A 26,644-nucleotide genomic window follows, 5' to 3' on the forward strand; every position below is an offset into this window, starting at 1 on the left:
TTTGTGCAAATTTTGTTGTGTCACTCACTTATACTTTCACTTTTTATATCATCTTTTTTAAGAGCGAATAAATTTTGATAAGGCATGATTATAGTGTATTTTTTCCCTATGATTTTTCGCCATCTTACTGCTTATTCAATAAACAACTCTATTACTTCCATTGCTTCTAAAGGGGCGCTTGTTCTAATTGTACTCGTAATTTTTTGTAATCCTTTTCGAGCAGTTGCCCAGCAGATTACTCCCACTAACGATGATATTGATACTACCAATAAAAAAGATTTGATAGACGTTTTTCAAAAGACTTTTAAATATACTCCCCAGAAGATCCAAAGGAGAGGCAGGAAGAAAGTTTACTTTTCCCTCATACCAACTTCGTCTGCTGTTCCCGGCGGAGGTAAAGCGCTGATCACCTCTACTTCAGCAGCTTTTTATCTTGGCAACAGAAGAAATACTTTTTTATCGAGCGTAACATTTGTTCCCTACTTAAACTTCAAGGGACGTTATTCGCTTGGCTTTAGAAATAACATTTATACCAATAAGAACAAGTGGAATATCCAGGGCGACACGCGTTTTTCTTTATACCCCGAATATGTGTATGGAACCAACCAGACCAACAACCAAAACAATCGATTGTTAATCACTTATAAATATTTCAGATTTTATCAAACACTCTTAAAACAGTTAAAACCTTACCTGTTAGCAGGTATCGGTTATAACCTCGACTATCATATCAACATACAAACGGTAGGAGATACGATTGGACTTCCTAAATTTTTGGGCTACCCTCATGGCACAGCTACAAATCAAAATTCTGTCTCTTCCGGCATCACCTTTAACCTTCTCTACGACTCAAGGAATAACTCTTTAAACCCGTTGCCTGGCGCATATCTGAACCTCATCTACCGGGTCAATCCCTATATACTTGGAAATGGCGATAACACATGGAAATCGATATACCTCGATGGCCGTAAGTACATTGAATTAACCGGGCAAAAAAGAAAAGTCCTGGCGTTATGGAGTTATGTCTGGACTGCTCTAAATAATAACGTTCCTTACCTCGATCTACCGGCCATAGGGTACGAGCCATATCAAAGATCCGGGCGGGGAATTGAGCAAAACCGCTACCGTGGTAAAAGCCTCGTTTATATGGAAGGCGAGTACCGCAGTGACTTGCGCGACGATGGGTTGCTAGGCTATGTTGTGTTTGCAAACATGACTACCACAACAGGCCCGGGAGATGGAAAATTTACAGGACCTCACCCAGCCATGGGAGCAGGACTTCGTGTAAAATTTAACAAGCGCTCAAACACCAATATAGCAATTGACTTTGGAGTAAGCCAGGGCCATTCAGCACTTACACTAAATCTTGGGGAGGTGTTTTAAGCAGTTAGTGAAGTTCCAGACGTTGCTTCCAGGGGAGAATGATTTTTATTGGAGGAAGTATCAATTAATTTGTAGTCGATTATTTCATGCTCTATAAAGTACATATCAATATCTCCTACGTTCTTAGCATAAATTTTTCCCCGATGATTACAAGCAAATCTGTCTTTTATAACTTGAAATACGGAGTTAGAAACATTTACCTTTCCCGGAGCACCGTTGCTTTCCATCCTGCTTGCGATGTTTACAGTATTGCCCCATATATCGTAAGCATATTTTTTCTTACCAACCACTCCTGCTACAACGGGCCCAACATGTATTCCCAATCTAATAGCCCAGCATTCGCGTCCTAAACTTTGGCATCGGTCGTTATAATCTTCGATATATTTCTGAATTTCCAATCCGGCTTTGACCATATTATACACGTAGTCATTATCGGTTCCTGATAAGCCCGCTGCACACATGTATGAGTCTCCAATAGTTTTAATTTTCTCCAGCCCGTATTTATCTATAATATTATCAAAGGCTATAAAGCAAGTATTGAGTTCTTCTACAAGTTCGCCAGGAGACATTTTTTCAGCAATGGCGGTGAACCCTTTAAAATCGGTAAACAAAACAGCTACTTTGTCGTAGTGCTTTGGGGTTGCATGCCCTGTCGTTTGCAATTCGGTTGCTACTTCCTGTGGAAGTATATTGAGTAATAAATTTTCAATCTGAACTTTTTGCCTGTCTAAAATTGTGTTCGTTTTTGCTTTTATCCGATAGTTTCGGTAAATAACAAATGCGATGATTAAAAGCAAAATGGCCCCAATGGCAAGGGTGTTTCTTGCAAAACGCTGGCGTTGTACTTCTGCCTCAGTCAATTTTTTATCTTTTGTAAGAAGGTTAATCTCACCTTGCTTTTTTGTCAGATCAAAGTCAAATTGAAAGTCTTTAAGTTTTTTTGCAGTTTCTACATTGTAAAGCGTGTCTTTAATATTCGCGTACTTTGACTTAAATAAATAAGCATTTGAAAAATCGCCAATCTTAGAATAAGCGAGCGCCATTTCTACATAAATTTCTTTCAACTCTATATTGGCCTGCAACTCTTCTCCTAACAGCTTTGCTTTTTGATAGTAACCTATGGAACTCTTATAATCTTTTTGTTCGCTGTATACATTTGCCATGCCTTTTAATGCACGCATTTGTTGCATTTTGTCGTTTATTTTCTTAGAAATAAACATAGCCTTAGAATGATTGATCCGAGCCATGTTATAGTCTCCTGTTTTAAGATATAACTTTCCTATTCCATTATAAGCGTAAGCAGCACTAGCAGAATTATTATTTGCCTTAAAGGCTTTATTGTAGTAGGTTAAAGCATTAAGATTATCCCCTTTATCGAAATAGGTTTCGCCAATGTTTACAGCTATTACGCCATAAGCCTCTTTGTTACCCATTTCTTCACTTACAGGCAATGCTTTCAAAAAATAGTTGATGGCCCTCGGATCTTTTTTGTTATGATAAATGCTGCCTATGTTTGCTAGCGCCGTCAGAATTCTTAACTTATCACCGGTTTCTTCAGCAATTTTCAATGACTCCAAACAATACTGAAGTGCTTTAGCATCATCCCCCTGATCGGCGTAAACACTGCCGATATTGTTTAAGAGATTCGATATTCCGATCTTATTTTTTTGCTCGCGAAAAATCTTCAATGACTGCTCATAGTAGTCAAGTGCCTCAACATGCTTCCCTTGGACTTTAGTGACAAGTCCCATGCTTTTTAGTGCATAGGCCTCCCCGATAGGAAAATGAATTCTTCGCGCCATTTCTTTTGCACGTATTGCCACGCTCAGAGATTTTGCAGGATCCTCATTAGATAATGTTTTACTTTCCTGCAATAATTTGTTTACATAAGCAGTGTCTTCTTTAGGAGCAACCTGGCCCATTGCAGGACTGATTGCAGCCACGGCAATGCACAGAAACAATTGTAACAGAGCTTTCATAATAACATTTTTAGCTTTGTAATTGAAAATGCCCTGTTTTATAGGTAAGCACTTAATCAAAGTTTGACAAATCGAAAAGTTTTAAATCCTTCGTTCGTTTTTAATTTCAAGAAGTAAACTCCCGCTTTAAGGAAGGACACATCTAAATTAATATTATTGCCCGAAATTTTCCTAATACCTTTTGCAGAAACTATCCTTCCACTTGCGTCTGTTATTACAATGTCATTTTCCAAAAGAATTCCTGTCGGAGCCTGAAGAACAAGTTGTCCGTGCGTCGGGTTAGGGAATAATGATATTTTGAAAATCTCTGGTTCTATTGCTTCAACGGCCGTTTCTATTGATTGCCGAGCCATTGCAGGTCCTGCATTACAACGATAAGAAGTTGCGCTGGCAGCTGAAGCAATCGCAGTGGTGTGAACTGAACCATCTGTACGCAAAGACCACGAAAGCTTTTTGCCGTCAAAAGGTATCTGGAAATAATTAGTTCCCGGATTAATCAGATTAGGAGCGACACCACTAAATGTTCCTTCTGCAGTAAAGTAATTGTTCCCGCTTGCGTTGTTAAACGGTATGTAAAAAGGAGTAGAATTTGAATTTGTATAAGAGAACTTAGCAATATAGTTTGTCTTTGTTCCTTGAGTTACAGTTTCTATACACTCCAACTTGGTTATTACTTTTTTAGCCGTATTGCCAGCAGGATTTACGTACAAAATACCTCGATTGAAAGTAATTTGATAATTCGGATAAGCAGGTAACAATGAAGGCATATTTGGATAAACACCTGCTATTGCACTATTGACGGAAGCAGCTGAGTAGTTAATGCCAGTGATTTGCTCTGCTCCAATCAGCCCAACTATCATAGAAGTAAATACAGGCAATGGGCCGCCTTGATTTATGTATTTTAGGTCTGCAGTTATTGAGAGCGGGGCTGGCGATATATTAGCCTTTGTGGTGACAGGAGTAGATGCCAAAGCATAATTAGCTGCGTCGTTTCCCGCTAAAACAAAGCCTGAACCAGTTACCACTTTGGCAATGCCAACATTCTTGTTATCAAAATTTTCAGTTCCGTTTATTGCACTAACAACATCAGGCGAAATGACACCAGTCAGAGCTCTGGTGTTGATAGTCGCTGTAACAGTACCGTCATAAATTTTATTGTTAGCTGTAAAGCTTGCGGTTATCGGTTTTGCAGTGATGTTTGCCAATGCTGTTGCAGTGGCGGGCTGTAAAATGTAGTTGCCGGACTGGGCACCACTCAATGTAAAGCCAATCCCACTTACTGTTTTTCCATTGCCTGCATTTTTAGTGTCAAAACTAGCAGTTCCACTTGTGCCTAATGATACATCGTCAGTGCCAACAATACCTGTCAACGTTCTTGTAGCAATAGATGCAGCTGTATTGCCATCATACACTTTATTGGAAGCGGTAAACCCTGCGGAAAGGCTTTTTGGGGTGATTGTGAAAGTGCGTGGTACATAATGTAAATTGTAGTTACTGTTTAGCGCAATTGTACCTTTTTCAATGTTGTAAGCACCAGCGTTTTGTCCTGCAACTCTTGCTAATTCACCCGAAATATGGTCAGTCCCAACAACTGAACCGGCGGTAACTTTATATGTAAGCGGTGGGTCGATTTCGCCGTAAATTTTAGTTATAGGATCAGCTGTAATCGTTATTTCTTTTGCCACTATTGTAGCAGTTCCGGAAAGATAGGTTATATCAAAATTTCCGTTTGCAAAAGTGCCGGCAATAACTTTTTGGATGCCAACATCAAGCCCGGTAATCATATTTACAGAGAACATTCCGCTTAATGATCCTTCTTGAGTTGATAAGTCTGACTCATCCACTATAATCATTGCTTTTGTATTGCTATTGCCCGTTCCTATATTGGTGTTATTGAAAGAGTAAGGGTTTGGCCATTTGAAAGAGTTAAGGTTTGCCCATTCGACAACGTAAGCGTTTGCCCTTTTGAAAGAGCCAAAAGTTCTGTGTTTGAAAGCGTAAGTGTTTGCCCGTTTGAAAGCGACAAAAGTTGACTGTTAGAGATGGATATAAGTTCACCATTGGAAAAGATAAAGACCTCTCCGCTATTGCTTAATGTAAGCGTCTGACCATTAATTAATGTATAAATGACGGAACTACCTGAAGCATTTATTTGTAAGCTTCCCAAAGGTTCCACCTGGCCATTAACGATTACGAACGGTTCTCCATTCGAAAGGGTAAGGGTTTGACCATTTGACAGAGTTAATGTTTGTCCGTTTGAGATTGTTAACGTTTGTCCATTAGAAAGGGTTAACGTCTGTCCATTAGAAAGAGTTAACGTCTGCCCGTTAAATAGAGTCGTTAACTCACTATTAGAGAGAGTTAAGGTCTGACCATTTGAAAGCGTTAAAGTCTGACCGTTTGAAAGGGTTAAAGTCTGCCCATTTGAAAGAGTCAACGTTTGACCATTAGAAAGGGTTAGCGTTTGTCCGTTAGACAGCGTTAAAGTCTGACCATTTGTAAATACTAATGTTTGAGTATTAGACAGAGTTAACGTTTGGCCGTTAAAAAGAGCTGCGAGCTCATTGTTAGCAAGCGTTAATGTCTGTCCATTAGCAAGGGTCACAACGTCTCCATTTGAAAGAGTTAAGGTCTGGCCATTTGATAGCGTTAGTGTTTGTCCGTTTGCAAGAGTTGACAGTTGGTTACTCGCGATGGCCCGCAGTTGATTGTTAGATATAGTAACCAATTCACCATTAATAAGCGTAATCAATTCACCGTTCGAAATCGTAAGTGTCTGCCCATTAGAAAGGGTTGCTAGCACCTCGCCGCTTGCGGTAACAGTGACACTCTGCACTAATTGAATTTGTCCATCTTGTCTTACGGCCAACTGTCCATTTGCCAATGCTTGAAAGTTGACATTATCAGAAGAGGTTAGTAACTCGCCGTAATTAAGAGGTACGAGACTGCCGTTGTTCGAAAGGGTTAGCGTTTGCCCATTTCCTAATGATAATAGCAATTCTCCCGTTGCATTTGTAAGCAAATCGGCGTTTAGTAGTGTTAGGGTCTGCCCGTTATAAACGGTTTGAACATGACGGTCGGCAACAATTCTACTATTAGCCAATCCTCTTAACGGACCGCCCGGATAAGCAGGAGTTAGAACCAGTGTGCGATCATTGTTTTTATAATCATTTATCGATTGAGCCGAAAGGTCGATGAGATAACGTTGCACGCCGATCTTGTCATTGGCTACTGCTGCTGTCAGAGGTATTAAACGATCGTCCTGTAGAGTAAATTTGCGGGCATTTCTAAAAGATTGATACGAAGCCATCATGCTCATGTTTGCTATATCTGGTGATGATATAGCTGGAATTACAGTATTATAACCACTTAGGACAGCTAATGCATTATCTGCTACTAGTTGTTTATGCTGTGTTCTTAGCGCTTGTACCAAAGAGTCTGGATTTGATACGGCAGTTCGATCAAAAGAATAGTCATAAGCTATTTGATTTGGGAACTGACCATACGCCATGGTAAAACTTTGAGGGGTAATGGTTAGCGGCAACTTTTGAATTTGAAGCTGTGCATCAATAAACCTGTAGTTATACTTTCCAAGCAGCAATTGATCTGCTAAATTATTAGGATCAAGAGGATTAGCGACTGTTATCGAGTATTGTCCGATACTGCTTGAATTAGTAGCCCCGGTAGAAAAGGTTAGATGATTTAATTTCAACTGGCCAGCGGATAAGCCGCTTGCAATTAACGGTTGTCCATCAACTGTTATTGTTACCTGAAAAGCAGGGTTACGCTCTCCAAATTTTCTTATAACACCCTGAACCGCTACGACCACGTTTTTCTTCGCAGTTTCAAAAAAATATCTCTTATCTGAGTAGCCGCCGTCCATGTTTCCATTTACAAGGGGTGGGTTATACACTTCAATAGCAGGGTTACCCGGATATATTGCACTTCCTGTAAATTCAGGCACGGGAGCAGTAATTTGCTCTGGACTTACGAAGGTTGTTGGCAGGGGATGTCCAGCAAAATAAATAACGGATCCAGGCTTAAAATCTTCGCCCTGAACCGACACTGTAAATGGCGCCGTTCCGGGGACAACAGCAGGCTCAACTACATGCAATTCACCTATAAATGGCAATGGATTTGCAAAGGTGCTCATGGCCGATTCTGCATTTATTAAACCCGCGCCAGCCTCTGGTGTGTAGGCGCTTCCACCCATTTGCACTGCAGTGTTTTTCAATAAAACTTTTAGCTGAGCTGGTGTAAGACTGCCAAGTGTGAACTTTTGCTTAGCTTCTTTTATTAGCGCTGCAACTGCGGCAGCATGAGGTGCAGCGGCAGATGTACCATAAAAATTCGATGTATTATCAGCCTGGGATGTACCTAAGGGCGGGGCATATCCATCAGTGTCAGGACCCATATAAACCCTCACATTGACTCCGTCAGGGGCGGTTAAATCAGGCTTTGATCGATCTACTCCATTTACCTTCGTTCCACCGACAGATGAGTAGGGTTCAACATTAAAATCAGAAGGGTTAGCCTCGAAAGCGGGGGTCTGATTATATTTAACTGCACCTACTGCTATAGCATTTGCCGAATTAGCCTGGCCAACTAAAGTAGATGCTCCTGCATAATTGTTGAACGTTAATCGGCCACGAAATACTACGAACTTAAATTTTAAATTTACAGGAGTACCTGCAGCGCCAACAATCATTATGTTGGCTGCACGGTCTTCAGTCCCGTTTACCGTAAAAGGTAAAACTTCAATTGGATCTCTTCCAATGTTCACTCTATTAAAGCCAAATAACAAATTCCCCGCATTATCCAGTAGAAAAATATCAAGATCGTTAACTGCTCCCGGCAGCTCCCCGAGAGAGTAAATTTTATCATCCCATTGTAATACGATAGTATAGTCACCCGGTTTCAATGTCACTGGTTGCAAATAATTTCCTGGGCCAAAGTTGTGAGCCAAACCGGTAAAACCACTTGGGGCAGCAATTCCGGTAAACTGTCCGTCAAATGCCTTTTTGCCAAAATTTCCTGCAGAAGAGAAATAAGTGACGTTACGATTAATTGCCACATCATCAACAGCACGCGCAATTACACCGTCTTTAAAAAAAGGCTCAGTAATGTGTGTCACATCTTCAACAATGATATCACTTTGCGCCTCTGTGGCAAGTCGCCGAATGCCAAGTGCCATATCTCCCGGACTAATAAAACCGGTTTTAAAAGCAAGACGAGCGCCTGGTGCGACATCATGAATAATGTGCATCATCGCTCTTCCCTCGTCTGAACCCCGAGTAAAATAGTCTTCTAAGATCTGGATACTATCTGCAATCGGAAGATCTCTGCCCAGGTCTTCACTTAGAGGCGCGGTGAGAGGATTAGCCGCTGCCCTGGCGTAACTATCTGACAAAACACCAATTCTTATTCCGGAGCCAGTTACATTATAACTCCTTCGCGTGATGCCGGCCCGCATTGAGCTATCACCTAAAGTTTCTGCCAGGCCTCCATTTACAAGTGGCAGGTAAAGAGGTTTTACATAATCGATATATTGAGCAATTGGTGGGAGGTTCAGCTTTAGAAGATTCTTTACGGGATAGCTTCCGGTTAAAACAAGAGAGCCACCGCCATTTGTAATGGAGTCTCTAAAGCCATAGTCTGAACCGACAAGAAGATTTCTTAGCGTTGTATATTGTCCGGCTTTAGCAATTACTTCTATTAAGATTTCGCCCGCATACTTACTTCGGTACACAAAATCTGTGTCTGATGGAGGATTTGTTGGATCATAATTTTCAAAAATAGATTCCAGTGAAGCATCTATTACATCATAAACCTTACCGCCAAGAGGAGGCGGATAATAGGGTGCAATGGAATTTTGGTTTGTCGCCAACGGAACATGATAAACAAAAACTGCTTTATCAAGATAAATATAAAATCCTGACCAAAGTGCTCCGTTTATCATAGTTGTTGTTGCACTTCCCTGTCCATAAGACGTTCCAATATATATCCCCCCATAGGGCGCCCAAACTGTTCCCTTCCAGTTACTGCCACCAGGCTGACCATCTATCGTAAAAGAATTCCTGCGTCCAGATACCCCGACACCTTGTACTTCAGTATAGATTCTTGAACCGTCGCCGCCTGCCGTTGTGGTCTGTATTTGGCCCAGTTCCGCATGTTGGAGAATAATTATGCGAATTAATCCCGTAGAAGTATTAAGAAAGTCGTAATTAAAGATATTAGGCCCACCCGTATTTAAATTTCTAATGCTGTCAAAATAGTAGTCACCTGGCCCTGCAAAAGTTACGGTTTGACCACCACTTAATTCTATAGACTTATAGCTACCGGGGCTGATGGTCGTTGTTGTGTTTATAACGCCAGAGCCGGGGTTGAAAGGGCTGATTAGAGGCATGACCGGCATCGGCACGTTTCCAAAGCTTCCTTTATATGTTCCTCCTTGGGGTGTTGGGCCGGTATAGGTATTTGCTTGAGGTATTGAAACTTGTCCTTTAACCGAATTATTTATATTTAAAGAAATGTTTCCTTGTGCTATTACGTTCTGAAAGGTATTAGTGGAAGTGTTGTTTGATACTATTGCAGGTGCAGCTGAACCTGTAAAATTATTTGCAATGATATTGCCATAGATTTGGCCAGTATCTCCAAGTGTAATTCTATGATTACTATATACGTTTCCATAAATCTGGTTGTTATAATCAAGCTGTATTAATCCCCTGCTTCCTACATTTCCACTAAACACCTTTCCGACAGAAAAAAAAGTAATTCCATAATTGCTTGAGTCCGCAGGAAGGTTATTGTTACTACCTGCAAAAAGGGAAAAATCGCTAATTTTTACCGTTTGCGGTATCACTGGAGGAGGGGCTGTATTATTGGTTTGCCCAAAAGAACTTGTTGTAATTAACAGAGCAAGGGGAAAGCAAAGGCAGTAAAGCTGCAAGTAAAGTTTTCGCATCAGAAATTATTAAAAACAAAATGATTAGGATATCCAATGACACCTGCGATGCGGAGTATTTTTACTGCAACCTTTCTTCAACTAGTCGAAACTTGCTGTAAAGATTTATCAGAATATATGTATTTAGGGGGCAAAGTCTAAAAAAGCATCGAAAATGAAAATGCAATCACTCATTCAAGATTTGAAGTGGTTGATTCGTTGGTAATATTATTGAATCTTATTATTATAAGCAACGATTTCTTTGCCAGTTTGTTCTTTTTGCCTTTTCTAATTGCGATTATACCTTTTATTTTTAAATAGCCACGAACTAACCTGGTAGTACGCAATTGCTTTTTTAGCCAGTGAGTCTGTAACACGTTCTTCTGTTGCAGAGCCTGTTGCAAAATTTGGTTTGAACTGTTTTATTTTTCTTACGGGTGACTGTATAACGAGGCGTTCATTTTCTATAAATCCAAGTCCCTGGTAAGTGCTTATGAAAGCTTTTTCTTTTCCTTCCCGCAGGTTAAAAATGTCTTGTCCTAAGAATTTGGATTTGTAACTAAAGTTGAGCATCCCAAGAATAGTAGGAGGGATGTCTATTTGAGCCACCAACCGATCGACTACCATTGGTTGCTTTATAATAGCCGGAGCATACATAAGCATTGGAATATGATAGCCTGTGACGGGTAGTTCAACACTTCCGGCACTTCCCGCGCAATGATCAGCAACAATTACAAAAATGGTGTTATTGAACCACGGTTTTGCCAAAGACTCTTTTAGAAATCTATTGATGGCATAGTCAGTATACTTTACTGCACCTTCACGAACATGATTGTCAGGAGAAATATCAATACGACCTTCAGGATAAGTAAAAGGGCGATGATTTGAGACCGTCATTATCTGAGAAAAGAAAGGCTTTCCTGTTGCATGATTTCTATCTAAAGTTCGACCTGCTAAAGTGAACAAGTCCTCATCTGCTACACCCCAAATGTTTTGATAGTGTACCTCTTCAGGTTTAAGCGCATCGCGATCAATCACATCATAATCGTTGTTACTAAAAAACTGCTTCATGTTATCGAAATAGCTATACCCACCATAGATGTATTGGGTGATGTATCCCTTCGATTTAAAAACAGTACCGAGCGAAAATAGGTTTTCATTGTTTGGACGTTTTACAATGCTTTGTCCTGATGACGGTGGTAAGCCAAGAGACAGTGACTCCAAACCTCTTACGGTTCTTGTTCCTGATGCATACAAACTTTTGAAAAAAATACTTTTGCTAACTAATGAATCCAAGTATGGAGTAATATTTTTTTCTCCTCCCAACGCTTTCATAAAATCACCGCTAAGGCTTTCGACACTTATTAAAACAACGTTGTGTTTTAGTTCAGGTTGCTCATACGTTATTTGTCTTTCTATGTTAAAAACATCATTAGTAGTAAAAGTGCTGTTCTTATTCAACAAATCCTGGCGCACTATCTTGAATGCTTCTTCGTCGGGAAGGGTTTTATAGAATTTAAAAAAGTCGAGTTCGTTGTGCCAAAAAGCATTTCCAAATTGAAAGATGCCATTGCCTGCCAGTTCATTCGCGTATTCGTTCTTACTAAAATTTCTCCATTCTTCTTTTACGCCCACATAGTTTAATAAGGTTATTAATATTAAAACAACAGCTATAACAGTGCGTGAAAAAAAAGTTGAGGGAGCATATACAGACTTCTTTATAACCGGGCGAATAAGAAGAAAGATCGCTGTGGTAACTATCAGGATAACGGCTACTATAGCGGGGATAGGATAAGACTCTTTTATGTTTCCCAATACTTCATTGGTATATACCAGGTAGTCAACGGCAATGAAGTTATAGCGCACTGAAAATTCATCCCAGAAAAACCACTCGCTAATAGCATTAAATAGTAATAGAAATATGACGAGAAAAAAATCGAAGTATAAGACACCAGTTCTCCATTTTTTTCGAAAGCTACTATCCTTAAAAAGTAGGAATATGAAAATAAGAAATCGCAGTACGATATAAGCTGCAACTCCTTTCTTCAGGTCTGCATTAAAATCTGCAGGAACCAAATTGGTAAAAAGAAAAATGCCAATAACAAGTATGTATCCGCCAATAGCAAACCATTTCCATTTACGGTCATATATCCGATCGCTCATCAACCATAGTTGCAAAACAAACGGAACAATAAGATAGGTAGACATTGCAAGATCGAAAAAGGTGCCGATTGCAAAGGAGCCGGTAATATTCTTTACGGTCCAGTCAAAGCTTTTCCCGGTTTTTAAAAGAAGCGCGATCCTTGTTAGAAACGAGATGGCAAGCACTAATGCGATGAGTAAAAAAATCGGTGAGAATCTGCATGATAAAAAATTTTTGAAGGTGGAGCGGTGTTCAATTTTTTCTGCAACTTTCGTACGAGAAGGTTCACTGTTTTCTGCCATGAAATTTGTTTCTGAAGGTGTCAAAGTTAAACTAAAAATAATGCTTCAATGTTACAGGGAAGTAACAGGTTCACAGTTATAATTATGTTTGCTTAAGGTTAGATTCAGCAAAGTGCAGCTTAGGAAATGTACTACGAAGCAACACAATCGAAAAAGAAAGTGCACCATGATTAAGAGGTTTTAATTATCTTTTTTCCAAAATATGGATCAACCAAAATTTACTGCGTTAAAACACGTTTAATAAATTAAAAACGATGCTTTCATTTTCGGAAATCAAAAGTGATGTAATCGGAAAACTCGAAAGGGGTTTGCCTCCTACATTAACCTATCATAATGTTACCCATACTTTAGATGTATTAAAGCATGTTATTGAGATTTCGGAACAGGAAGGAGTAAACGACGAAGATCTTTTTTTGCTAAAAGTGAGTGCGCTATATCACGACGTCGGCTTTCTAGACATTTATTCAGGGCACGAGGAAAAGAGCTGTTTGGTCGCCACGGACGAACTTCCGGCTTATGGATTTTCTGAAAATCAAATTGAAAAAATTTGCGGAATGATCCGGGCTACCAGGGTACCTCAGGAACCAAAAAACAAACTGGAAGAAATTATATGCGACTCCGATTTAGACTACCTGGGAAGAGATGATTTTTTTCAAATAGGCGACGGGTTGTATAGAGAGTTCCTTGCCCAAAACATTGTTTCAAGTGAGAGAGATTGGAACATGCTACAGGTTAAGTTCCTGGAGAGCCATCATTATTTTACAAATAGTTCTATCAAAAACCGGCAGGAAAAAAAACAAATGAACCTGGAGAAAGTAAAAGAGAAACTATTTTAAAGGATTCAAATTAGCCATTGTAGCGCTCTTTTTGTTGATCACTCTCAGCCGCTTGCACAACGTTTTAAGTATCCCTTTTAGAATATCAGCATTCGTCATTAGGATTTCATAAAAGGCTTCCTGCTCTAATTTAAGTAGCAGACATTCTTCTAATGTTGTCGCGCTTGCAGACCTGCTTTCTGAATCTAACACAGATAATTCACCCACGATTTCATTCTCACCTAACACAGCAAGTGTATGCTCGCCATCATGAATTTTGATAGTACCGTTGAAAATAAAATACATGCAATTGCCAGGATCACCTTTTGAAAATAAAGTAACATTTGGTTCAAGGTATATCTCTTCAAGTATAGCTGCCAATTCAACCAGCTCCGTTTCTGCAGTGTTTTGAAATATCTCCGAAGATTTTAAAATCAAAACCTTTTCGATCAACAACATCTTAAAATTAGTTTAGCATAGATAAAACGTAATTCTTGGTTTCAGTAAAAAGAAAGCCGTCTTTTGGTTCCTTTATGTTTAACATCTTCAACGACATTTCATTCTTCTTCATTTTCGGTATCATATAACAAGCCACTGATCTCGTCCACTCGCTAAAATTAGCTTTATTATTTTTTATAATTTCTTCAATGATGGTAGTTGGATGTAGGCCGTGTGTCTTTGTTAAGACTTCTTTTTTATGCTGCACATCATCTATTAGTTCAACAAGACTATTTAATTGAATGAAATATTTTGTCGGGATTATGATCTCTAATATCTCAATTGCGTTTGAAATTTTAGGTGTGTTTCCGATTGCCAGTAACTCTATTACCCGGTCAACCTTCTCCCTGTCGTATAATAAAGAAAAGCTTTTAAGCAAAAGCTGTACGTCTCTCTTTATCTCCATCATAATGGCATTTTGCAAAAGAGTAAGGTTCGGGTGATGAAGCACTTCGAAATAGTAAGACAGTTTATACTTCCCCTGCTCCGTTTTTTGATTTGCCCAATCTTCTACCAGTTCCATTGTTTCATCTGAAGCTTTTGCTTTTTTCGTCCACAATGCTTCAATAATCTCGTCGGCCTTATCCTTCTTTTGTCTTAACAGGTCACTTAAAAAACTTGTCGAATGATCTCCCTTTATGTTTCCTGCACTCTTAATAAAGAGTTCGAGTACGTCACCTTTTAATTCCCTGTTTTGCCAATTTTCTTCTAAAAAGATCGAATCCCCGTAATAGACAATAGAACGCTTTAAAGAAGAGAAAGCCTTTTTAGCCACTGCCACATCAATGACTTTTGACAGCAGTTGCATGTTCTTAACTTTTCCGCTAGCCTCTATTGCTTTTTTAAAAACCTTCGGATCGCGCTCTGAAAGCAGGATTTCAAGCACACCCGAATAGTTCTCACAATCACACTCCATCACTACATCAAGTGCCGTTAATTTATCCGGGAGAGTTCCCCTTGCCATTACAACCAGGTTGTCGATTACCAGCTTTTCAGTTTCCTCTTCCTTGCGTGAAAGCAAACCCTCCATAGCGGCCTTCTTCTGTTCAGGAGGTAAAGAAAGAATCCCTAATTGGTCGTCAACTCCTATCTCTTTGTTGAGAAAGTAGTAAGCTTTTATAAGTTTAGGTTGGAGGTTGGCGTTATTGTTTTGATCAAGCTGCTGCCTGATGATGGGCAGAGCGCTCGTCATATTATTAGCAATAATCCTGGTAAGGATGTACTCCCTTACTTCGTAAACAGGGCTTTGAAGGTTTTTAAGCAACAATTTAAAAAGCTCCATATATCCAGACCTTTCCAACAGGTTTAGAGAATGAATTACTTCCAAAGGCTTTTTGCTTTCTGTCTTTGATAGGAGCAAGTTGGTGACGGCTGAGTCGTTAAGAAAAAGTTCGGCGCCAGTAAAATTTCCTCTCCGCAGCGAAGTTATCAGGGTTTGCAGGTATTGTTTTTTTATAAAGAAAACCGCTGCCACCCAGGCAACCAACAGCACTATCAGTATTTCTCCAACCGTTATAATTGGAAGCTCCGCATTACTTTGAAAGTATACAACCAGGAAAATACCAACTCCTAATAATGCGAAGGGCAGGGTATGACCTTTTGCAATGAGGTGTCCCCGTAACCGATCGTGTGGCTTTAGAGGTTGAAACAAGATAAAAAATACAGGCTCTTGCAAGGCAGACCGAAGGATCTCAGTAAGCAACACCATCACTCCAAAAATATACAGATGAGAAATAAACCTGTCGCCTGCCGAAATAATAAAAACGTCAATAAGCAGTAGCAGAACTGGAGTTACTAATAAGGCGTTAGACAGACCAAGGCGCGAGATCATACGACTGCTGAAAAGAATTTTAATAGCTATTGCAATCAGTCGCCCAATTGCAAAAAAGACAGCCAGAAAGGTTAGGATCTGTTCGCCTTTTGAAAACTTTGTTTTGATGTCTGTAATGAAAGTAAAGTCGATAAACGAAAACACTAAGTACGAAACAAACGATAAAAGTGCTATGGAAAATACAAGCCGGTTGTCGAAGAACTTTGTTATAAAGCCAGACGTATGAATCGAATGCGCAAGCTTATCGTGCCCATGAGAAGCGGCGTTTGGGTCAGCTTCGACCAACAAACCTTTGTTCTGAAAACGTTTCAAAAGAATAAATGCAATGAAAAAGGAAACGATTGTTACCCACAATAGATTATTGATTCCAATAAACTCCTTTATAATTGGCACAAAGGAGTAGCCGAGCATCTTCGCAGGAATATCTCCGGCGCCAACGATCGAAAATAATCGTTTGCTTTCCCTGACGTTAAAGATGATCGAAGCCATTCCCCAAAAAGCATATCCGACCAACATATAAATCAGCATGTACCAACTTGCAATGATTAGGGGCAACTGTTTGAAGGGAAAGAAATTTAATAGCAGCCAAAACAACAAGATCGAAAAGGCGCAAAACAAAATAACCACCTGCAACAATTTGGGCGACGTTAATCGCTCATCAAGAAAACTATAAATGCGGTTGAACACAAGCAGGAGGCACGCCGAAACAATATAAGAGACGGGTAAAACCTTGCTCTCATAATTATCAATAAACATTGCTAGGGAAGAGGTAAACAAGAATGCAGTGGCAATACCTAAAAAAAATTGAATAGTAAAAAGTTCTCTTACTAAAGCTGACTCAGACGGTTTTATGTTGAGAAGTTGTAAAAATTTGTGATACATCAGCAGTTTTTTAGGGAGAGGGGTTTTTACGGGTTAAATTTAAGAATATTTAAATAGCTATGTTAATTGAGAAAGCAATTTCGTGTAACAAACTGTAGTCCTTTGTGCAACAGTGTTGTGTCACTCACTTGTACTCCATTTTTTCATGGTAACTTATTTTTGCGTTGATCTTTTCCAAAAAGGCGTGTTGTAATTCCTTTATAACCAGTCTTGTTAAAGCAGCCGGCCGGTTTAAACGGCGGCCTTCACAGATTGTCTATTAAGTTTATAATTTCTATCTCAGATGAACCGATTTAATAAATTATTTCTAACCGCTGCAATACTTATCCTTAGTATCTCCCTGTTTTCTTTTATCACCAACTTCGAAAACAGAGCGGTTGATTTTCCTTACAAGCTGGCTGGTTTAACAGAGCGTCAGGCAGCCGCTCATCTGCTTAGCCGTTTTACTTTTGGCGCAAAGCCTGGGCAGGTTGACGAGGTGTTAGCTGTTGGACTCGAAAAGTGGTTTAATCAACAATTGTCAGCAGGACTGGCAGATGATGAATTGCAAAAAAGACTACAAGGTTACGATGCTATGAAAATGAATAACGCAGAGATTGTGGAAACGTTTGTAAGAGCCCCTCAAGTTTTAAAAATGGCTACAGAAGATGGCGTTATCACCAGGGACTCTCTAACCAAAAAAGATAAAGCGGCATATAAAACAACGTTGGACGACTACATGCAGCAGAAAGGGTTTAAACCTCAGAAGGAGCTATTCAGGCAGTTGTCTAACCAGAAAATTCTAAGAGCTGTGTACAGCAACAACCAGCTGCAAGAAGTACTGACAGATTTTTGGTTTAATCATTTCAACGTTTCGGTTACCAAAAGAGATTGTGCAGAATACATTCCGGTTTATGAGCGTGACGCGATAAGACCTAACGTCCTGGGTAAATTCCAGGATCTTCTGATTGCTACGGCCAAGTCTCCTGCTATGCTTCTTTACCTGGACAATTTTAGTAGCTCGTCTACGAATCCGGGTTTCCAGATGCAGGTGGAAGGCAGGCTTGCGAAAAAAATGAGAGACAGGGCTCAGAATAAACTCTCCGATACGGCTTATAAGCAATTGGCAAATAAGGTTAAAAATGCTAAAAAGAACCAGGGACTAAATGAAAATTATGCACGCGAGGTAATGGAGCTTCATACTCTCGGCGTTGAAGGAGGTTATTCGCAAAACGACGTAACGCAGGCTGCCCGCGTGCTAACTGGTTGGACAATTTATCCAATGGCCGACTATGCCCGGGTAAATGCAATGAGAAGGGTTATTGAAAATATTGGTGAGAGCAGGCTGGCAGAGCGCGGATTTGTGCATGAAGGAGACTTTCTGTTTGCAGCCAACCGCCACGACGATGGAGAAAAAGTAGTGCTTGGAAAAACATTCAAAGGTGAAGGTTACCGCGAAGGCGTTCAACTCTTTGAGATGTTGGCCCATCATCCTTCCACTGCAAAATTCATTACTAAAAAGATTGCCGTCCGGTTTGTCAGCGACTATCCTCCTCAAAGCCTGCTGGATAAAATGGCGAAAACATTTCAAGATAAAGATGGCGACATAAAGCAGGTATTATTGACGATGGTGCATGCTCCTGAATTTTGGGCCAGCAGTTCAATACGGGAAAAAACAAAATCACCTTTTGAGTTAGCAATAAGCTCTGTTAGAAGTATAAATGCTGATATTAAAATGCCTTACCAGTTGTACACCTGGATTGATAAGATGGGCCAGAAGTTATATTTCTACCAGGCACCAACGGGCTTTCCTGACAAAGCTCAATATTGGATAAATACCGGCGCTCTTCTTAACAGGATGAATTTTGGGCTAGCGCTTGCTTCACAGCGAATTCCCGGGATAAATATCGACTTGCTTAATTTGAACAATCACCGGGAGCCGGAGAGTGCAGAAGCTGCTCTGTTGACGTACGGTAAAATCATCATGCCTGAAAGAGATTTACAAGCATCGTTACATCGTCTCTCCCCGTTACTAAACGATCCACAGCTACAGCAGAAAATTGAAGAGAAAGCCGCCGGGCAATCATTGGCCCAACTGACAGACGAAGACAACAAGGAGGAAATGATGGAAAACAACATCAATAAGAATAGCAGGAAAAAGCAAGGGATGGATAAAAGCTTCGTTTCAAACGCAACTCAAAAAGGGACTAACAATATGTTATCACAAGTAGTGGGAATTATTATCGGTTCGCCTGAATTTCAAAGAAGATAGAAAAAGCTTTAAACCTATTTGGGTTTTGAAATCGCTACAAAGGTTACAGAATAAACTACAACACAAATTAACATGACATCAAGAAGAGGTTTTATAAAATCAGGAGGATTGGCTCTGTTTGGAGTAGGGATGGGAGGAGTTCCTCCGTTCATCGCCCGTGCAGCAGACAGTGACAAAATAATAACCCCTTATAAAAAGAAAAAAGTTCTGGTCACTATTTTTCAACGTGGAGCAATGGATGGTTTAATGGCAGTAACGCCTTTTACCGATCCTTTTTTGCAGGCAGCACGCCCGACACTATTTATGTCTGCGGCGAAAGACCAGAAGCGGGTTCCGCTAATAGACCTTGATGGAAAATTCGGACTTCATCCCGCTATGAAAGCTTTCGAGCCTTTCTATAGGGAAAAAAGATTAGCTGTTGTACATGGTATTGGATCACCCAATAACAGTCGTTCTCATTTCGATGCGCAAGACTTTATGGAGTCAGGTACGCCGTTTAGAAAAGGTACACCAAGCGGATGGCTCAATCGGGCAATAGGTCTGCTCGGTCATGATGCTACACCGTTTCGCGCAGTCAGTCTGACCTCGTCTATGCCGCGTTCTTTTTATGGAGATAATCCAACAGTTGCCATCAGCAACCTGCAGGATTTTGCTATTCAAATGAAAGGAAACCCGATGGGTGCAAACATGGCTTCAAAAAGTTTTGAAGAGTTATATGACCAAGCAGCTTCGGGATTATTAAAGGAAACAGGCAAGGAAAGTTTTGACGCTGTGAAGATGTTGCAAAAAACAGATGTGAAGAATTATAGACCAGAGAACAATGCAGTCTATCCTGCTAGTCCCTTGGGAAATTCTTTAAAACAAATCGCCCAATTAATCAAGATGGATGTGGGTCTTGAAGTTGCGTTTGCCGAGTCTACTGGATGGGATACTCACTTCAACCAGGGAGCCGAAAATGGTGTTTTCGCTCGTAACGTGGCTGATTTAAGTAACAGCATTACCGCTTTCTGGAATGATCTCACCGCTTACCACGATGATATAACTGTGATGACTATGACGGAGTTCGGGCGTACTGTTAAACAAAACGGTACCGGCGGAACCGATCATGGCCGGGGTAGTTGCAATTTTATTTTAGGCAACGATGTTAATGGAGGAATGGTGCATGGAACGATGCAACCGCTAGCCATAGAAAATCTTGAAGACGGTCGTGACTTGAAAGTGACTACTGACTTCAGAAGCGTCTTTTCGGAGGTAGCAGATAAACATCTTAAAATTAATAACGATCGCCTCCTGTTTCCGGACTGGACAGGAAAAAATATTGGAGTTATGGTATAAGCTCAAAAGGTTCTGGCAGAAATGATCTTTTAATAGAACATTTTAATATTTGAATAAAGATTTGCCGTACAAGTGAGTGACACAACAATGCAAGGATGGGTTCTACTGCTTATACCATAACTAAATTCTTCTGCTAAAAAAGGTTAAACCTCGGCATCAATACTTACAGGCGGTAAGTCATTGCTAGCCCTTTACTTCCAATACCAACGGCTGGGGAAATCGTTACGTTTCTCATCCCCTTTACTTTATGTAGTTGGGGAACCAGTATGCCCGCTCCTGCGCCTACAGCGTATCCTAATAGATTGTCGCTTAAAAAGTGCATTCCTGCTTTATAGCGCAAGTAGCCTACAACTGCAGGTACCGCCGCAGCAAACGCCCAAACATAAGGCTTAGCTTTTGAGTCGGGATTGAAATCAGCAAAAGCTTTTGCCATAAAAAAAGTAGCAGCAGCTGTGGCTGCCGTATGCCCGGCAAAAAAAGCGCGTTGTGAGTCTTTTTCTCTGCGGAAGGATGCATCCAATGAGGTGTTATAAACATATGGGCGGCTACGATATACATTGCCGGTAGCCATGGTAAATACAGTACCGGTGATGGCCATGGTTTCTGTATACAACACCATTAGTTGCCCAAACTTTTGTCTTTCATTTTTATTAATTAGTCCCATTAAAACTGGCATCACAAACGAAGCCTGGAAGGGAATGTAACTATCGTCGTCTGCTTTTGCAGAATAGTAGCCGGCATTACCCCGGTCAAAAAAAGGAATTTTATCGCGTGTTTTAGATGCTAACTGGGTAGGGGTAAGGTCATTTTTATTTTTAATCAGGACAGTTCCGAGATAGGTTAATCCAATGCCTCCAACGATGATTGCCCCGTCTTTTACAACGCTTGTGTGATAGGGAGAATTAGAAGTTTCGCTGCTATTGCTCTGTTGTGCATTGGTTGAACTTGTAATAAATAGGATGGACAGCCAAAGCGTAATAACTTTCTTCATAGATGCAATTTTTGAAATGACTTTTAGTGGTGCAATTTCTTTTTCTTGCAAAAACAATGCTCGGTGTTTTAGATAAGTTAGAAGGATACTGATGAGTAGGTTGTAAAAGAAAATGCCGGAACAATTAGTACCGGCATTCTTAAAGACCACATTATTCAAAGGGACTAATTAATATTCTTAGGGTCTGCTTTCTTTTCTTTTTTTCTAAACCTGATAGCAGCATTTTTATTAAGGGTGCTCGTAAGATTTAATTCAAATCTTTGTTCACCCGCGTAGATTATTGCCAATGCGGTATTAGGGGCAATTTTGCCAAGATTTTCGGCAAACATCGAAATCTCATTTACGCCTGCATGCAGAGGCAAAGTGAAATTAAGAGGTTTATCACTGAGCATTTGTTGGGTAGCAACGAGGTTTCGGTTATAGAATAACGAAATAGTGTCATTGTCTACTTCACCGTTGTCGTATAGCGCCACTTTCAAACTGTCCGCATCAACGTCTACAATAGGTGACTCCTCAAAAGAACGGAGTTTGAGGGCCTGTAGAATTTGTTGCTCGACAGAGATAGGTTTGTTAGCCGGAGAGCTTATACTTGCAATAGACTTTTTACTTGTGTCTTGCTTACTAATTATAGCAGGCCTCATCGTTACATCCGGTAAAGACCTGGTTGTTAATTTTGCTGCAGCAGTGGAGTCATCAACATCTTCAAGAACGGGAGTTGGTTGGTCTTTAGTTGGAACAAACTTCGTAAACCTGACATCTATCGCAGGGCAGGTGACTCGATATTCATAAATGGGATTAAACTGTCCAACCAACACTTTCTGTCCCTTAACTGTTTTTAAAGTAAACGAACCTTCCATAGGACAATCTGCGCCGTTTGCATTCTTTGCAAGAAAGTTTAGCATCGGCTGGGGGGTTAATTCTAATACCCGATAACGCGGATCAAACGTGCCCCTTACTTTAACCTTAATCTCTGCGCTTCTGTAGAAGTAATTTAGTTGACCTGTTACTTTATTTCCTTTCTGTTTTAGCACCATTTCGGATAGGTAGCTGTTGTGTTCTCCCGCTTTTTTTACCTTTCCTACACCATACCACTCCCCACTGACACTTTGCGCAGAAAGGGACGAAATGCAACATATGGAAAACAGAAACAGGATTACAAGTGAAGTCTTCAAAAGCTGGAGTTTTATAGTTGAAAATGGTTGATCAAAAAAAACACCATGAGTTCAAATTCAAATAGTTAGGACGGTAATTAACAAAGTTTTAGTAGGGGCAAAGACATTATTTTAAAAATCTTTTGATGTCTCGCTCGGTATCTTTTTTCTTCAGTGTTTCTCTTTTGTCATACAACTTTTTACCGCGCCCTATTCCGATCTCTACTTTCGCCAGGTGTTTGTCATTAAAGAAAACCCGTAGAGGTACAATCGTGTAGCCCTTGTCTTTCATCCGGTTTTCTATTTTCTTTAGTTCCCTTTTTTTAAGCAGGAGTTTTCGGTCGTGAACAGCGATATGATTGTTACTTGTGCCGAGAGAATATTCAGCAATATATAGTCCACGTACCCAAAGTTCATTTTTATGTAAAAGGCAAAAACTGTCATTAAAACTTACTTTCCCTTCCCTGATACTTTTAACCTCTGTACCTAACAGCACTATACCGGCAGTCCATTTATCCTCAATAAAATATTCGTGATAAGCCGACCTGTTGTTCATTTCTTTTGTAGCCATAGTCTTTCCTTAGCCTGCAAAAGTAAGATGCGCAGTTTTAAAAGCCAGTAAAGTATGTGATAACTTAAGTATTTATGAAAAAGAAGCGACGGTGCTAAGGCAGCTATCCCTGGAACAATACAATCAACTGTGCGATTTTTTGTTTCAGTTCTTTTCTATCAACAATAAAATCAAGAAATCCATGCTCTAGCAAAAACTCGCTGCGCTGAAAGCCGGGAGGTAAATCTTTTTTAATCGTTTCCTTAATAACGCGAGGACCTGCAAAGCCTATTAATGCGCCCGGTTCAGCAATGTTTAAATCTCCTAACATACCGAAGCTGGCGGAGATGCCACCAAACGTTGGGTCGGTAAGCATGCTGATATATGGAAGTCCGGCATCTGTAAGCTGAGACAGTTTTCCGCTTGTTTTCGCAAGCTGCATCAGGCTAAAAGCACTTTCCATCATACGGGCGCCGCCACTTTTGCTAATGACCATATAAGGGTATTTATGCTCGATGCAAAAATCTACAGCGCGGCTAAATTTTTCCCCCATCACACTTCCCAGACTACCGCCAATGAATTCAAAATCCATACAGGCTATAACTATTGTATTGCCGCCCACGTCACCAACGGCTACTCTCATACTATCTGTAAGATCAGTTTTCTCCCAGATATCCTGCAATCTTTTGCCGTAGGGTTTAAGATCGGTAAAGCCTAGAAAGTCTTTGCTTCGGATGTTATCGAATAGCTCCTCGTAGTCTGCATTGTCAAAAATAATATCGTAGTATTCGAGGCTTCCGATACGATGATGGTGGTTACACTTTTGGCATACGTACAAATTCTCCCTTAAATCAGCTGAAGTGCTTATATAGTTGCATTCGGGGCATTTGGTCCAAAGGCCCTCAGGGGTTTCTTTTTTTTCTGAAGTGGAGGTAAGTATTCCTTTTTTGATTCTTCTAAACCAACGCTGTTTCGCCTCTTCCTGCTTCTCTTTGTCGCCAGTTAAATTTGATTCAAAATCCTCTTCTTGTTTCATACTATTCTGTTGGGGGTATTGAAGATAGTGCAATTTATAAGTAAATATTTAGAGCACATTCCTCCACAATTTCATTTACGGGTTATTATTTTATAAAAACTATTCATACTCATACTTAGTAAAATGTACAGTAGCAGACGGAGTGGCAAAGGTAGATATAGTATGCGTAAGAAAAAAAATACCAAGTGAACTAAAAAGGGCTGAAGTAGTTTAAAAATGTCTTATTCTGCGGTTTTTATTTTGCTTTTCGCTTCCTGTATTTCCCGGAGGTTTCTCAGTAGTGTTTGTTTCAGATTTAGTTTTACAATGTCTCCCATGGAATGACATTTGAGGAATTTGGGGTTACTGAAGTATTCTTTAAGCTGTTGCTTAAGCTCGTCAATTTTGCTAGTTGAAGAAATATTGTCTCTGCACATGATATTGAAAAGGTCCATTAACCTGTACCGGGAGTCAGCCACTCTAAAAGCCATTAGGGTTTTTTCTTCAGTTTTATATTGGTTAATAGAATCTTTGTCAAGGTTCTGCATGACCAGCTCTACATACGCGAGGTTCTCCTTAAAAAATTGCGGCAGGTAGAGATTTTTTCTGCCCTCGTACGACTGCTGATCAAAGTCGATTGCACGAATGCGGTACTGGAAATCTTCTATATCTGGGGTGATGTCTACCACAAAATTGTAACTGCGCATGTCGCCGAGTAGCCGTAAGAAACATCTTTCATTAAACTTGACAAACTCCTTCGCAAAACGTGTTTTGTTTGTAATCGGATTTTCCAGGTATTGCTGCACGAAAATGTCGCCCGGTATTCCCGGTATATGTTCTTCGACCAAAGTGGCGAAGTAGGTGAAATAAGAAATGCGGTTAGGTGACAACATGTGCTCCAGTTCCAAACCGTAAATGCGGGAAGCATCAGCAGTCTTTACATAAAAGTGGTCGTAGTTTCCATTATGCTTGTTTACAATTTTTATCCTGAAAGGGTTCGAATTACCAAAAGCACAATATTCTATTCGGGCTACATCCCAGTGGGGGGCGAAGTTTAGATTACCTTCAGTTTTTAGGATTGCATAGATCTTAATGAGACCGTCCCTAATAAACTCCCATTCCCGCATATCATACCTCGCTTCCTCCCAATAAGTGTCTTTACCATTCTTGTCTTTTATAGGTAGTGAAAAAGTAATCCGCGCCAGGTCCTCATACATCACCGGAAGGACTACTTCGCGGCCATGTTTTCTTAAGTAGTTTCTTAAATCCGCATTAATAGGGTAGTAGGGCTTCTTTCTTGACGGAGCGTCGTTAGTATTAATTTTTCCGGCATTTGGGATGTTGACAAACTTCATGTTCTCGGTTCTCTTATTAATCTAAAAGTAGAGGATTTTAACGGGTAACAAGATTATTGGCATTAGCAGCATCCACAAACAGGCGAAGGCAAGTGGGCTATAAAGAATTTCGGCTACTACTTGTCTTTCAATAATCTTGATTATTTCTGTTAAAAAGCTTCGAAGTGGTGAAACAATGTCTTATTTGAGCAACTATGTATCTGTTTGCGGTTTAAGATGGTAAAGAGTTAAAATAAATTTACTACATGAAAAAAACAACATATCTCTACTATTCGCCAACTCCCTCAGTGTATGGAAGGAGAAATTCGGCAGTTCCAAATTGGATGAAGGATGTATTAAAAATTGTGTTGCTATTCTTGCTTGGGTTTATTGTGTCGTTGTAGTTGTGGCGTAAACATTCTCCAATGTTTTAGGACAACTACATTGTCTGCTGCACTTCGTTCAACAAGCTAGTTAAATAAGCCGGCGCTAGGCATAATCTACTTCCATACCAGCTAAACATTTCTCCATCGACCAATACAGTTTTTGTATTCGTTAGTACCTGCTGGATTTCCTGAATATGCTTCTGTTTAAAGGGATACGGTTCAGACGATAGTAAAATCAAATCACAATCAAGTTGCGCCAACTGCTCTATAGTTATTTCGGGGTAGCGAGGATAGCCTTTTAAAACGTTATCAAATCCGGAATAGGACATGATGTCGCTGATAAAAGTATCACCACCGGCAGCCATGTAAGGATCTTTCCAAATAAGATAAGCAGTTCGAAGGGTAGTGTTTAGAGCGGGAATTTGTTGAAACCTCTCTGTAATCTCATTGACCATTTTACTTGCCTCACCAGTTTTGTTAACCAGTGTTCCTACAGATTGTATCATTTCCAGGGCATCGTCTAAAGTTGCGATATCACTTACCCATACAGGTGCAATTTCTTGCAGTGCCGTTATTTGCTCTTGCACGTTTTCCTCCTTGTTGGCGATAATAAGATCAGGTTGCAGAAATTTAACTGCATCAATATTTACAGTTTTTGTTCCTCCAACCCGTTGCTTTGTTCTAAACCACTTTTCGGGGTGAATGCAGAATTTAGTAATCCCTACGACGTCTTCCTCCAACCCTAACGAAAAAAGCAACTCTGTCTGTGAAGGAACAAGAGATACAATTCTTTTTGGTGGAAAAGAGAGCTGAATAGTATTGCCTAATTGATCCCTGAAAGAATTCAAATCTGCT

The 26,644-nt window shown here is 40.1% G+C and carries 17 protein-coding genes; 5 read left to right on the forward strand and 12 right to left on the reverse strand.

The window, feature by feature from the left end; all coding sequences use genetic code 11:
- The first annotated feature begins 84 nt into the window (after positions 1-84).
- Positions 85-1,383 carry a BamA/TamA family outer membrane protein gene (locus tag SAE01_RS07360; protein WP_218029107.1) on the forward strand — a complete coding sequence of 433 codons (1,299 nt, stop codon included), beginning with the start codon at positions 85-87 and terminating at the stop codon, positions 1,381-1,383.
- On the opposite strand, the gene SAE01_RS07365 is transcribed toward SAE01_RS07360, so the two are convergent.
- The 4 genes from SAE01_RS07365 to SAE01_RS07380 form a co-directional block, all read right to left on the reverse strand.
- Entirely contained in the window at positions 1,380-3,362 is a 1,983-nt protein-coding gene (locus SAE01_RS07365) for an adenylate/guanylate cyclase domain-containing protein (protein WP_147203027.1), read from the reverse strand. The genes SAE01_RS07360 and SAE01_RS07365 overlap by 4 nt on opposite strands.
- A gap of 56 nt (positions 3,363-3,418) precedes the next feature.
- A complete protein-coding gene (locus SAE01_RS07370; RefSeq protein ID WP_147203028.1) occupies positions 3,419-5,215 on the reverse strand; it encodes a YDG domain-containing protein in 1,797 nt (598 codons plus the stop codon).
- A 26-nt stretch (positions 5,216-5,241) separates the two neighbouring features.
- A complete protein-coding gene (locus tag SAE01_RS07375; protein ID WP_147203029.1) occupies positions 5,242-10,326 on the reverse strand; it encodes a S8 family serine peptidase in 5,085 nt (1,694 codons plus the stop codon).
- Between the two features lie 267 nt (positions 10,327-10,593).
- The gene (locus tag SAE01_RS07380) at positions 10,594-12,750 is read right to left on the reverse strand and encodes an LTA synthase family protein (protein WP_147203031.1); all 2,157 of its coding nucleotides are present in this window, start codon (positions 12,748-12,750) and stop codon (positions 10,594-10,596) included.
- A gap of 254 nt (positions 12,751-13,004) precedes the next feature.
- On the opposite strand from SAE01_RS07380, the gene SAE01_RS07385 reads away from it, so the two are divergent.
- Positions 13,005-13,586 (forward strand): HD domain-containing protein, encoded by a 582-nt coding sequence (locus tag SAE01_RS07385; protein WP_147203032.1) that lies wholly within the window; start codon positions 13,005-13,007, stop codon positions 13,584-13,586.
- Here SAE01_RS07385 and SAE01_RS07390 read toward each other — a convergent pair.
- Together SAE01_RS07390 and SAE01_RS07395 are read right to left on the reverse strand one after the other, a co-directional pair.
- Positions 13,578-14,024, reverse strand: a complete 447-nt coding sequence (locus SAE01_RS07390) for a Crp/Fnr family transcriptional regulator (RefSeq protein ID WP_147203034.1) — start codon at positions 14,022-14,024, stop codon at positions 13,578-13,580. The two genes, SAE01_RS07385 and SAE01_RS07390, sit on opposite strands and share 9 nt — an antisense overlap.
- Positions 14,025-14,031: 7 nt before the next feature.
- Positions 14,032-16,776, reverse strand: coding sequence for an MFS transporter (locus SAE01_RS07395; protein ID WP_147203035.1), 2,745 nt, complete (start codon positions 16,774-16,776; stop codon positions 14,032-14,034).
- A 283-nt stretch (positions 16,777-17,059) separates the two neighbouring features.
- Between SAE01_RS07395 and SAE01_RS07400 the strand changes: the two genes are divergently transcribed.
- Complete coding sequence (locus tag SAE01_RS07400; RefSeq protein ID WP_147203037.1) at positions 17,060-19,027, forward strand: DUF1800 domain-containing protein; 1,968 nt, start codon at positions 17,060-17,062, stop codon at positions 19,025-19,027.
- A gap of 72 nt (positions 19,028-19,099) precedes the next feature.
- Positions 19,100-20,362 carry a DUF1501 domain-containing protein gene (locus SAE01_RS07405; RefSeq protein ID WP_147203039.1) on the forward strand — a complete coding sequence of 421 codons (1,263 nt, stop codon included), beginning with the start codon at positions 19,100-19,102 and terminating at the stop codon, positions 20,360-20,362.
- A gap of 163 nt (positions 20,363-20,525) precedes the next feature.
- Here SAE01_RS07405 and SAE01_RS07410 read toward each other — a convergent pair whose 3' ends face one another.
- The 5 genes from SAE01_RS07410 to SAE01_RS07430 all read right to left on the reverse strand — a co-directional run bounded on the left by SAE01_RS07410 (position 20,526) and on the right by SAE01_RS07430 (position 25,424).
- The gene (locus SAE01_RS07410) at positions 20,526-21,353 is read right to left on the reverse strand and encodes a phosphatase PAP2 family protein (RefSeq protein WP_147203041.1); all 828 of its coding nucleotides are present in this window, start codon (positions 21,351-21,353) and stop codon (positions 20,526-20,528) included.
- 164 nt (positions 21,354-21,517) lie between these two features.
- On the reverse strand, positions 21,518-22,525 hold the full coding sequence (locus SAE01_RS07415; protein WP_147203042.1) for a hypothetical protein: 1,008 nt from the start codon (positions 22,523-22,525) through the stop codon (positions 21,518-21,520).
- A 106-nt stretch (positions 22,526-22,631) separates the two neighbouring features.
- The gene (smpB, locus tag SAE01_RS07420) at positions 22,632-23,075 is read right to left on the reverse strand and encodes an SsrA-binding protein SmpB (RefSeq protein WP_147203043.1); all 444 of its coding nucleotides are present in this window, start codon (positions 23,073-23,075) and stop codon (positions 22,632-22,634) included.
- Positions 23,076-23,178: 103 nt separating this feature from the next.
- The gene (accD, locus tag SAE01_RS07425) at positions 23,179-24,090 is read right to left on the reverse strand and encodes an acetyl-CoA carboxylase, carboxyltransferase subunit beta (protein ID WP_147203044.1); all 912 of its coding nucleotides are present in this window, start codon (positions 24,088-24,090) and stop codon (positions 23,179-23,181) included.
- 221 nt (positions 24,091-24,311) lie between these two features.
- Complete coding sequence (locus tag SAE01_RS07430) at positions 24,312-25,424, reverse strand: hypothetical protein (RefSeq protein ID WP_147203046.1); 1,113 nt, start codon at positions 25,422-25,424, stop codon at positions 24,312-24,314.
- Between the two features lie 245 nt (positions 25,425-25,669).
- Between SAE01_RS07430 and SAE01_RS24425 the strand changes: the two genes are divergently transcribed.
- Positions 25,670-25,807, forward strand: coding sequence for a hypothetical protein (locus SAE01_RS24425; protein WP_170234105.1), 138 nt, complete (start codon positions 25,670-25,672; stop codon positions 25,805-25,807).
- A 35-nt stretch (positions 25,808-25,842) separates the two neighbouring features.
- Here the strand turns inward: SAE01_RS24425 and SAE01_RS07435 are convergent, their stop codons facing one another.
- Entirely contained in the window at positions 25,843-26,637 is a 795-nt protein-coding gene (locus tag SAE01_RS07435) for an ABC transporter substrate-binding protein (protein WP_147203047.1), read from the reverse strand.
- Positions 26,638-26,644 lie beyond the last annotated feature (7 nt).

It is taken from the genome of Segetibacter aerophilus (assembly GCF_007991655.1).
GTDB classification, from domain to species: Bacteria; Bacteroidota; Bacteroidia; order Chitinophagales; family Chitinophagaceae; genus Segetibacter; species Segetibacter aerophilus.

Bases quoted from the DNA above. Each gene is read 5' to 3' on its own strand.
- SAE01_RS07360 (WP_218029107.1), top strand. From the start codon at position 85: ATGATTATAGTGTATTTTTTCCCTATGATTTTTCGCCATCTTACTGCT.
- SAE01_RS07365 (WP_147203027.1), bottom strand. From the start codon at position 3,362: ATGAAAGCTCTGTTACAATTGTTTCTGTGCATTGCCGTGGCTGCAATC.
- SAE01_RS07370 (WP_147203028.1), bottom strand. From the start codon at position 5,215: ATGATTATAGTGGATGAGTCAGACTTATCAACTCAAGAAGGATCATTA.
- SAE01_RS07375 (WP_147203029.1), bottom strand. From the start codon at position 10,326: ATGCGAAAACTTTACTTGCAGCTTTACTGCCTTTGCTTTCCCCTTGCT.
- SAE01_RS07380 (WP_147203031.1), bottom strand. From the start codon at position 12,750: ATGGCAGAAAACAGTGAACCTTCTCGTACGAAAGTTGCAGAAAAAATT.
- SAE01_RS07385 (WP_147203032.1), top strand. From the start codon at position 13,005: ATGCTTTCATTTTCGGAAATCAAAAGTGATGTAATCGGAAAACTCGAA.
- SAE01_RS07390 (WP_147203034.1), bottom strand. From the start codon at position 14,024: ATGTTGTTGATCGAAAAGGTTTTGATTTTAAAATCTTCGGAGATATTT.
- SAE01_RS07395 (WP_147203035.1), bottom strand. From the start codon at position 16,776: ATGTATCACAAATTTTTACAACTTCTCAACATAAAACCGTCTGAGTCA.
- SAE01_RS07400 (WP_147203037.1), top strand. From the start codon at position 17,060: ATGAACCGATTTAATAAATTATTTCTAACCGCTGCAATACTTATCCTT.
- SAE01_RS07405 (WP_147203039.1), top strand. From the start codon at position 19,100: ATGACATCAAGAAGAGGTTTTATAAAATCAGGAGGATTGGCTCTGTTT.
- SAE01_RS07410 (WP_147203041.1), bottom strand. From the start codon at position 21,353: ATGAAGAAAGTTATTACGCTTTGGCTGTCCATCCTATTTATTACAAGT.
- smpB (WP_147203043.1), bottom strand. From the start codon at position 23,075: ATGGCTACAAAAGAAATGAACAACAGGTCGGCTTATCACGAATATTTT.
- accD (WP_147203044.1), bottom strand. From the start codon at position 24,090: ATGAAACAAGAAGAGGATTTTGAATCAAATTTAACTGGCGACAAAGAG.
- SAE01_RS07430 (WP_147203046.1), bottom strand. From the start codon at position 25,424: ATGAAGTTTGTCAACATCCCAAATGCCGGAAAAATTAATACTAACGAC.
- SAE01_RS24425 (WP_170234105.1), top strand. From the start codon at position 25,670: ATGAAAAAAACAACATATCTCTACTATTCGCCAACTCCCTCAGTGTAT.